The sequence below is a fragment of the Kineococcus indalonis genome (assembly GCF_009906395.1).
Lineage (GTDB): Bacteria > Actinomycetota > Actinomycetes > Actinomycetales > Kineococcaceae > Kineococcus > Kineococcus indalonis.
Genome location: NZ_JAAALM010001018.1, coordinates 1 through 471, shown reverse-complemented (window position 1 = coordinate 471; position 471 = coordinate 1). Strand labels below are relative to the sequence as shown.

The 471-nt window shown below is 81.7% G+C and carries 1 pseudogene; it reads left to right on the top strand.

Features of this window, described 5'->3' with window-relative positions:
- Positions 1-115: 115 nt before the first annotated feature.
- A pseudogene (locus GTR00_RS22485) lies at positions 116-471 on the top strand (MFS transporter); the annotation flags it as partial.

Below are 471 nucleotides of genomic sequence, written 5' to 3'. Positions count from 1 at the left end.
GGCCAGGGCGAAGCCGCCGACGCTGCCGGCCCCGCGCTCCGGCGCCCGTCCCGGTGCCGCCCGTCCCGGTGCCGCCCGTCCCGGTGCCGCCCGTCCCGGTGCCGCCGGCCCCGGTGTGCTCGGGGCGCTGCGCGGGCGGGCGCTGCTGCTGGTGGCGGCCACCACCGTCGTGCTGGCGCTGGGGCACTACGGCGCCCACACCTACGTCACGCCGCTGCTGCTGCGCGCCGGCGTGGGGGAGGGCTCGGTGAGCCTGGCGCTGCTCGGCTACGGCCTGGCCAGCTTCGCCGGCCTGCTGCTGGCCGGCGCCACCGCCGACCGCCACCCCCTCGGCGCCCTGCGCGCCGTCGCGGCGGTGATCGCCGCGTGCCTGCTGGCCCTGGCGCTGGTCCCCGGCCACGCCGGGGCCACGGCGGCCGTCGTGGTCGTCTGGGGCGCGGCGTTCGGCGCGCTCCCCTCGCGGCTGCAGAC